The organism is Halomonas sp. (assembly GCF_014859505.1).
In the GTDB taxonomy this organism is placed as follows: domain Bacteria; phylum Pseudomonadota; class Gammaproteobacteria; order Pseudomonadales; family Halomonadaceae; genus Halomonas.
Genome location: NZ_JACUUD010000126.1, coordinates 1 through 7,394 on the forward strand (window position 1 = coordinate 1; position 7,394 = coordinate 7,394).

The following is a 7,394-nucleotide window of genomic DNA, read 5'->3' on the forward strand; positions in this document are numbered from 1 at the left end:
AGGAGGTCATCCATGACATCTATTCTGCTCAATGCCGACATGGGCGAGAGCTTCGGCCCCTGGGTGATGGGGATGGATCACGAGGTGATGCCCCACGTCGACCTGGCCAACGTCGCCTGCGGCTTTCACGCCTCGGACCCCGACGTGATCCGCATGACGGTGCGCCTGGCGAAGAAGCACGGCGTTCGGGTGGGCGCCCATCCGGCCTATCCCGATATGGTTGGCTTCGGCCGTCGCTCCCTGGCCTGCACTTCCGAGGAGATCGAGAACCTGGTGCTCTACCAGCTGGGGGCGCTGGCCGGTCTGTGCCGGGCGGAGGGCCTCGAGGTCAGCTACGTGAAGCCCCACGGAGCGCTCTACAACGACATGGCCCGCGATCCCGAGATCATGGCGGCGGTGATGCGGGCCATCCTGGCCTACGATCCGCGTCTTCCGCTGATGACCCTGGCCACCCGGGATACCTCGGTGGTGAGCCAGCTTGCCGCCGAGCAGGGTGTGACCCTGTGGTTCGAGGCCTTCGCCGATCGCGCCTACGACGGCGCGGGTCGACTGGTCTCGCGTCGCGAACTCGGCGCGGTGCACCGCGACCCCGAGGTGATCGTCGACCAGTCGCGGCGTATCGCCCAGGGGCTCCCGCTGACCGCCAACGATGGCAGCGAACTGATTCTGGCGGCTGACACCCTCTGCGTGCATGGCGACAATCCCGAGTCCATCGCCGCGGTGAGGGCGATCCGCGAGGCCCTGAACGCCCTCGAGGCGGGGGCATGAGCGGGGAGGGCGCACGCCTGCCGCGGCTTGAGTCGGCCGGGCTGGACGGTTGGATGGTGCGGCTGTTCGAGCGCATCGAGGAAACCAACCTGGCCTGGATCACCCCGCTGGCCCGGCGCTGCGAGGCGGCCCTCGGCGATGCCCTGGTGGACCTGGTGCCCTCTTATACCACCCTGCTGGTGGTCTTCGACCCGCTCAGGCTCTCCTCCGGGGAGGCGCGCTGCCGGCTGCTCGAGCTGCTGGGCGATCTCGCTCCCGACGAGCAGACAGGCGGCGGCGAGGTGCGTGAACTACCCACCTGGTACGACGAGCGCGTGGGGCCCGACCTGATGAGGGTTGCCGAGCTTACCGGGCTCTCGGTGGAGGCGGTGATCGACTGCCATGCCGGCACGCTCTACCGCGTCTTCGCCCTGGGCTTCGCCCCCGGCTTCGCCTTCATGGGCCTGCTGGATGCGCGTCTCGAGGTTCCCAGGCTCGACACGCCGCGCAAGCGTGTGCCGGTGAACAGCGTGGCCATTGCAGGGCGCCAGACGGCGGCCTATCCGGCGGTCACCCCCGGTGGCTGGAACCTGCTGGGGCGCACCTCGGCGCGGCTGTTCGATCGCGACCGCGACGGCTTCAGCCTGCTTGCCGTCGGCGACCGGGTGCGCTTCGTGCCGGTGGACCGGGAGACCTTCGAGGCCGAGGGGGGTGATCCCACGCCCATGGAGGCGGGTCGATGAACCGAGCCATCAAGAAATATACCGTTATCGGGTTTCGCGTCGAACGTGCCGGCCCCCTGGCGCTGCTGCAGGATGCCGGGCGCTTCGGTGTTCGGCGTCTCGGCGTCACCCAGGGCGGGCCGGCCGATCTCCACGGCTGGGCCTGGGCCAACCGGCTGGCGGGCAATCCCTGGGGGACGGCGGCGCTGGAGATCACCTTCGGCGGGCTGACGCTGGTGGCTGAGCGCGACCTGACGCTCGCAGTGGCCGGCGCCGACCTGGGCGCCACCCTCGACGGCAAGCCACTTCCGCGATGGGAGCGGGTGTCGTGCCGCGAAGGCCAGCGGCTGGTCTTCGCCGCGCCCGCCAATGGGCTGCGCGCCTACCTGGCGGTGGCCGGCGGCTTCGTCGCCGAGCCGGTGCTGGGCAGCGTCGCCTGCGTGGTGCGAGAGGGGCTGGGCGGCTTCGACGGGCGCGGCAGCAAGCTTTGCGAGGGGGACCGCCTGAGGGTAGGGGAATTGTCGGCCGGCGGCGCGTCACCCAACACGGCTCCCGACGAGGCGCGCCTCGACTACCGGACCACCGCCAGGCTATCGCTGCTGCCCGGCGCCCAGGTCGGCGACTTCACCGGGCAGAGCCTGTTTCAGGCCTTCAACGCGACCTGGCACGTTGACGACCGCGCCGATCGCATGGGGGTGCGGCTGACCGGGCCGCGGCTCGCGTGCCGGATCGGCTCGCTGGTCTCGGAGGGGATCGGACTAGGCGCGGTGCAGGTGCCGCCGGACGGCCAGCCCATCGCGCTCCTCAATGATCGTCAGACCATCGGCGGCTATCCGCGGCTGGGGGCGTTGACGCCGCTTTCGGCTTCTCGGCTGGCCCAGTGCCTGCCGGGCCAGGAGGTGCACCTGGTAGCCGTTTCCGGCGAGCGGGCGCTGGGTGAGCATCGGCGCTTCTGCGCGTCCTTCACTGTCTGAGCGGGTAGCCTGACGGTAAGGGGCCGGGGGCTGTCGGGTCCAGCGATCGGATTGGGCCATCGGGCCTTGCTATCGGGCTGCGGTATTGGGCTTTGCTATCGGGTCAGGCGCCCAGGCCGCTCTCTCGCAGCACCTGGTCGATGCTGCGCTCAGCCAGCCGGGCACCGCCGCCCTCGGCCGGCCGCTGGTGCTCGAGGGCTTGAACCCCGACCTCCACGCAGCGGGTGATAAGCTCCGCCTTGCCCAGGCCCGTGGCCCCGGCGAGGACATCGAGGCGGGCTTCCAGGTCGCGGGGAAATCTCAGCAGGTGGGGCATCTCGTCATCTCCAGCATGCCCATCCTCGGGCGGGGTGTCACGTCAGCATAAGGGGCTGGTTACATCCTGTCACCCACCACTCTGGCAGCTACGGGTGACGCCCGTGTGACAGCCTGGACGGCCTTGAAAAGCCCGCCCGAGGTGCCGGCATGCTCGCCTCGCCGCTGCGCCTGCTCAGCCTGGTGCTGATCCCGGCCGGGCTCGTCGGCCTCAGGCTGGCCGGCTGAGGGGAAGGCGTTGTGGCTCAGCCCTGGCGCTTCATCACCGTGGTGATGATCGGCACCGGGGTCATCAGGTGCTCGCGCATCATGTTGCTGGCGCGCTCCACGTCCCTGGCCAGTATCACCTCCACCAGGGCGGCGTGTTCCTGGCGCTTGCGCGCCAGGGCCTGCTCCGAGAACACCGTCTCGCGCAGCCACAGGTGCCGGTAGCGTTCCACCTGGTCGAACAGGCCCTCGCGTACCTGCAGCAGGTGGGGAGAACGGCAGCCGCTGGCGATGGCGGTATGGAAGGCCTTGTGGCGGGCGTCCCAGACGTCGAGCAGCTCGTCGGGGGAGTTGACCTCCATCACCTTGGCCAGGGTGTGGGCGGTGGCCAGGATCTCGGCCTCCCAGGCGTCGTCGCCGCGCTCGATGGCCAGACGCAGCACCAGCCCCTCGAGCTGGGCGCGGGCGTCGTAGAGGTCCTCGAGCTCGGCCAGGGACATGGGGGCCACACGATAGCCGCGCTGGCTGATGGCCACCACCAGCCGCTCCGCCACCAACTGGGAGAGCGCCTCGCGCAGCGGGCCGACGCCGAGGTCGTAGCGCTCCTTCAGCCGGCTCATCAGCAGCTTCTCGCCGGGCCGGAAGACGCCGCGGATGATGTCCTGCTTGAGCCAGCGGTAGGCGCTGATGCCGAGGTTCTGCCGAGGGGGAGTCGTGTCCATGCCGCCTGCGTCCTTGTACTTGTTCAATACGCCGTATTTATCCAATCCGTACTTATCCAGACCATGGTTTGCCGACATCATAGCCGAACATCGCCGATCTGAATAATCGGCGGCATCACGCCGGAATGACATCATTTGGCAGCCCACTGTCAGCGCCCCTGAAGCACCTCCTCGCTCCACTCGGCGATGGCCAGGGTCAGATCGTCGGCGGCGCGGCCGAAGGCTTCCACCACCTGCGTCACCCCGGTTCCCTCGCTGAGTTCACGCACCTCGAAGCGTCGCTCGGCCAGCAGCCGGCGATCGCTCTCGTCCACCAGGCTGGCGTCCAGGCGAATCACCGCCATTGGCGAGCCCTGTTCCTGCCCCCGTGGATAGACGCTGTGGAAGGCGCGCAGGTCGCTGACCAGGGTGACATCGGCCCCCAGCGGGCTGTTGTCGTCCTGGGCGCTCAGGCGTCCCCGGTCGCGTAGCCCCTCCACCAGGCGGTCACGCAGCAACAGCGGAGTGCGATCACTCCAGCGGGCGCCGGCATAGGCCTGCAACCGATTGGGCTCCGGCATCACCAGGATCCGCGCCCCGGAGAGCAGGGCAGAGGCCTGGGGCGTCTCGACCCTCAGGCGAGCCCCCAGTGGCGGGCCGTCGACGCGCGCCAGCGAGGCGGCGGGCAGCAGGTGAAGGCTGTCGGGTTCATGTTCCGGGAGCAGGGTGCAGGCGGCGAGCATGCCCGCGAGGGTGAGCAGGGCGAGGCTGCGAAGAACTGAGGGACGGCGGTTCACGGTGAAAACTCCTCGATCGGTTCGCGGCCCAGCAGGAAGTCGGCCGGGTTCTCCTCCAGGCGGCGGGTGATTCGCCCCAGGGTGTCCAGGGTGTTGCGCAACTCGCGGACGATCGGCCCCAGGTCGCCCAGGCCCTGCATGCCGCGACCCAGGGCCTCCTCGTTGTTGTCGAGCAGCGTGTCCAGGCGGCGGGTCATGCCCTGCAGGCTGCCCATGGCCTGGCCGGCGCTCTCCAGGGCCTGGCGCCCTTCGGCGTCGACCAGGGTCTCGGCGCTCTGGCTCAGGCTGGCCAGCGCCCGCAGCAGCTCGCTGGCCTCCTCGCCCAGGCGGTCGGCGATGTCGACCACTGCTCCCAGTTCGTCGCTGCGTGCGGCCAGTTGACCGCTGAGCTGTTCCAGGTTGACAAGGATCTGCTCGACCCGGTCGGTGTTCTCCTCGGCAAGCAGGCGGTTGGCGTTGATCAGCAGCTGGTTGAGGCCGGTGACCAGGGTCTCGCCATCGGACAGCAGCGAGCTCAGCGGCGAGGGCTCGGCCAGGATCAGCGGAGGATCCTCGAAGCTGCCCCTCAGGCGGGGTTGCTCGGGGCTGCCGCCCTGGAGCTGGATGTTCATGCTGCCGGTGATGTTGGCCAGCGCCAGGCCGGCGCGGGTGTCCTCGCGCACCGGGATGTCGGCCTCGATGCGGATCAGGGCGCGCACCAGGCGAGGGTCGTCCGGGTCCAGGCGCAGCTCGGCCACGTCGCCGACGCGAATGCCGCTGAACAGCACGGCGTTGCCGGTATCCAGCCCGCCCACGGGGCGGTCGAAGCCAACCTCGTAGTAGGTCATTTCTCGATCCGTGGCGGACTTGCCGAGCCACAGGGCGAACCCCAGCGCGGCGATGACGGCGATGACCGTGAACAGGCCGATCACCAGGTGGTGGGCGCGGGTTTCCATCAGGTGTTCTCCCGGGGAGTTGTCGGCGTGGGGTGCTCGGCCGCCTCTGCGGCTCCGGCGGCCGCTCGGCCTCGCGGGCCGTGGAAGTAGTCGCGGATCCAGGCGTCATCGCTGGCCTCCACCACCGACAGGCGGTCGGCGACCAGGACGCGGCGCTGCGAGAGCACGGCGACCCGGTCGCAGGCGGTGTAGAGGGTGTCCAGGTCGTGGGTGACCAGGAAGACGCTGAGCCCCAGGGCGTCACGCAGGGTCATGATCAGCTGGTCGAAGTCGGCGGCACCGATGGGATCGAGGCCGGCGGTGGGCTCATCCAGGAACAGCACCTCCGGGTCCAGCGCCAGCGCCCGGGCCAGGGCTGCCCGCTTGATCATCCCGCCGGAGAGCTCCGAGGGCATCATCAGCGCGGCGTTGGGCGGCAGCCCGGTCAGGGCCAGCTTCATGCGCGCCAGGTCCTGGGCGTCACGCCGGTTGAGGCCGGCATGCTCGATCAGCGGCAGGGCGACGTTCTCCTGCAGGTCCAGCGAGGAGAACAGCGCACCGCGCTGGAAGAGCACACCGAAGCGCCGTTCCAGCTCGGAGCGCCGCCGGGCCGGCAGGGCGGTGAGGTCCTCGCCGAACATCTCGACGCTGCCGGCGTCGGGGCGCTTCAGCCCCACGATGCTCCTGAGCAGCACGGACTTGCCGGTGCCGGACCCGCCCACCACGCCGAGGATCTCGCCGCGGAGGATATCCAGGTCCAGGTCCTCGTGGACCACGACGCTGCCGAAGCGGTTGGAGAGCCCGCGCACCCGAATGACGGCCTCCAGATCTGTCGCTACCCCGATACCTGTCGTTGCGCCTGCGTCTGCCATCACCACCCCATCTCCATGAAGAACAGCGCGGCCACGGCGTCGAGCAGGATGACCATGAAGATCGACTGCACCACGCTGGAGGTGGTGTGCTCACCCACCGACTGGGCGCTGCCGCTGACCTTGAAACCCTCCAGGCAGCCGATCACCGCGATAAGGAAGGCGAATATCGGCGCCTTTCCCATGCCGACCAGGAAGTGGTTGAGGGGGATGTCGCGCTGCAGGATGCTGAGGAACTGGGTGGCCGAGATATCGAGCATGAAGATGCACACCATGGCGCCGCCGAGGATGCCGCTCAGCATGCCGATGAAGGTCAGGATCGGCAGGATCACCATCATCGCCAGCAGCCGCGGCAACACCAGCAGTTCCATGGGGTCGAGGCCGATGGCGCGGATGGCGTCGATCTCCTCGTTGGCCTTCATGGCACCGATCTGGGCGGTGAAGGCGCTGGCGGTGCGGCCGGCCAGCAGGATGGCAGCCAGCAGCACGCCGAACTCGCGCAGGAAGGCGAAGGCCACCAGGTTGACGGTGAAGATGGTGGCGCCGAAATCACGCAGCACCGTGGCGCCGAGGAAGGCCACCACGGCCCCCACCAGGAAGGTGAGCAGGGCGACGATGGGCACCGCGTTGAGACCGGTCTGGTGAACATGGGCCACCAGTGCGGTGACACGCCAGCGCCAGGGGCGCACCACGGTGGCAAGCAGGGCGGTGAGGGTCAGGCCGATGAAGCCGAGCAGCAGGCGCTGCTGGTGCCACAGGCCGCCGACACGCTCGCCGACCTCGACCAGCCAGTCGGTCAGCGGTGCCCGAGGGGGTGGCTTCGGTTCCAGCGGTTCGCGCAGCACCCGCGCCATGGTCTCGAGCAACGCCTGACGCGCTGGGGGGAGGTCGGCGGCCCACTGACCCACATTGGCCACCCGCTCGGCGCCGACCAGCGCCACCAGCAGGCGGGCGCCGGCGGTGTCCAGCCCGGTCAGGCCGGAGAGATCCACCCTCTGGTCGTGCGAGGGCGCGACAGCGCCGCGGCGGTGGGCGTCGACCTGTGCCTTGAGTGCACCGTGGTGGGCGAGCACCCAGTCACCGCTGATCAGCAGTCGGCCGGCCTCCACGCTGAGTCGGCCGGGCGAGGCGTCGGTCGAGGGCATGGT

9 protein-coding genes are annotated in these 7,394 nt (G+C 69.6%); 3 read left to right on the forward strand and 6 right to left on the reverse strand.

The genetic code is table 11. From position 1 onward, the window contains the following. Positions 1 to 12 precede the first annotated feature (12 nt). From IBX53_RS13300 to IBX53_RS13310, 3 genes are read left to right on the forward strand one after another with little or no spacing between them, the layout of a single operon-like run. Positions 13 to 768, forward strand: a complete 756-nt coding sequence (locus IBX53_RS13300) for a 5-oxoprolinase subunit PxpA (protein WP_290910012.1) — start codon at positions 13 to 15, stop codon at positions 766 to 768. Then, positions 765 to 1,490 (forward strand): allophanate hydrolase subunit 1, encoded by a 726-nt coding sequence (locus IBX53_RS13305; RefSeq protein WP_290910014.1) that lies wholly within the window; start codon positions 765 to 767, stop codon positions 1,488 to 1,490. The genes IBX53_RS13300 and IBX53_RS13305 overlap by 4 nt, the downstream gene beginning before the upstream one ends. Then, the gene (locus IBX53_RS13310; RefSeq protein WP_290910016.1) at positions 1,487 to 2,443 is read left to right on the forward strand and encodes a biotin-dependent carboxyltransferase family protein; all 957 of its coding nucleotides are present in this window, start codon (positions 1,487 to 1,489) and stop codon (positions 2,441 to 2,443) included. The genes IBX53_RS13305 and IBX53_RS13310 overlap by 4 nt, the downstream gene beginning before the upstream one ends. 103 nt (positions 2,444 to 2,546) lie before the next feature. Here the strand turns inward: IBX53_RS13310 and IBX53_RS13315 are convergent, their stop codons facing one another. From IBX53_RS13315 to IBX53_RS13340, 6 genes are all read right to left on the reverse strand, one after another. After that, positions 2,547 to 2,759 carry a hypothetical protein gene (locus IBX53_RS13315; protein WP_290910018.1) on the reverse strand — a complete coding sequence of 71 codons (213 nt, stop codon included), beginning with the start codon at positions 2,757 to 2,759 and terminating at the stop codon, positions 2,547 to 2,549. Between the two features lie 244 nt (positions 2,760 to 3,003). Beyond that, entirely contained in the window at positions 3,004 to 3,687 is a 684-nt protein-coding gene (csiR, locus tag IBX53_RS13320) for a DNA-binding transcriptional regulator CsiR (protein ID WP_290910020.1), read from the reverse strand. Positions 3,688 to 3,836: 149 nt separating this feature from the next. Continuing rightward, the gene (locus IBX53_RS13325) at positions 3,837 to 4,463 is read right to left on the reverse strand and encodes an ABC-type transport auxiliary lipoprotein family protein (protein WP_290910022.1); all 627 of its coding nucleotides are present in this window, start codon (positions 4,461 to 4,463) and stop codon (positions 3,837 to 3,839) included. Further along, complete coding sequence (locus IBX53_RS13330) at positions 4,460 to 5,398, reverse strand: MlaD family protein (RefSeq protein WP_290910024.1); 939 nt, start codon at positions 5,396 to 5,398, stop codon at positions 4,460 to 4,462. Before IBX53_RS13330 ends, IBX53_RS13325 begins: the two co-directional genes overlap by 4 nt. Then, positions 5,398 to 6,249, reverse strand: a complete 852-nt coding sequence (locus IBX53_RS13335; protein WP_290910026.1) for an ABC transporter ATP-binding protein — start codon at positions 6,247 to 6,249, stop codon at positions 5,398 to 5,400. The genes IBX53_RS13330 and IBX53_RS13335 overlap by 1 nt, the downstream gene beginning before the upstream one ends. Beyond that, on the reverse strand, positions 6,249 to 7,391 hold the full coding sequence (locus IBX53_RS13340) for an ABC transporter permease (RefSeq protein ID WP_290910027.1): 1,143 nt from the start codon (positions 7,389 to 7,391) through the stop codon (positions 6,249 to 6,251). The genes IBX53_RS13335 and IBX53_RS13340 overlap by 1 nt, the downstream gene beginning before the upstream one ends. Positions 7,392 to 7,394 lie beyond the last annotated feature (3 nt).

Excerpts from the sequence above, each read along its gene's own strand:
- IBX53_RS13300 (WP_290910012.1), top strand. The coding sequence starts at position 13 with ATGACATCTATTCTGCTCAATGCCGACATGGGCGAGAGCTTCGGCCCC.
- IBX53_RS13305 (WP_290910014.1), top strand. The coding sequence starts at position 765 with ATGAGCGGGGAGGGCGCACGCCTGCCGCGGCTTGAGTCGGCCGGGCTG.
- IBX53_RS13310 (WP_290910016.1), top strand. The coding sequence starts at position 1,487 with ATGAACCGAGCCATCAAGAAATATACCGTTATCGGGTTTCGCGTCGAA.
- IBX53_RS13315 (WP_290910018.1), bottom strand. The coding sequence starts at position 2,759 with ATGCCCCACCTGCTGAGATTTCCCCGCGACCTGGAAGCCCGCCTCGAT.
- csiR (WP_290910020.1), bottom strand. The coding sequence starts at position 3,687 with ATGGACACGACTCCCCCTCGGCAGAACCTCGGCATCAGCGCCTACCGC.
- IBX53_RS13330 (WP_290910024.1), bottom strand. The coding sequence starts at position 5,398 with ATGGAAACCCGCGCCCACCACCTGGTGATCGGCCTGTTCACGGTCATC.
- IBX53_RS13335 (WP_290910026.1), bottom strand. The coding sequence starts at position 6,249 with ATGGCAGACGCAGGCGCAACGACAGGTATCGGGGTAGCGACAGATCTG.
- IBX53_RS13340 (WP_290910027.1), bottom strand. The coding sequence starts at position 7,391 with ATGCCCTCGACCGACGCCTCGCCCGGCCGACTCAGCGTGGAGGCCGGC.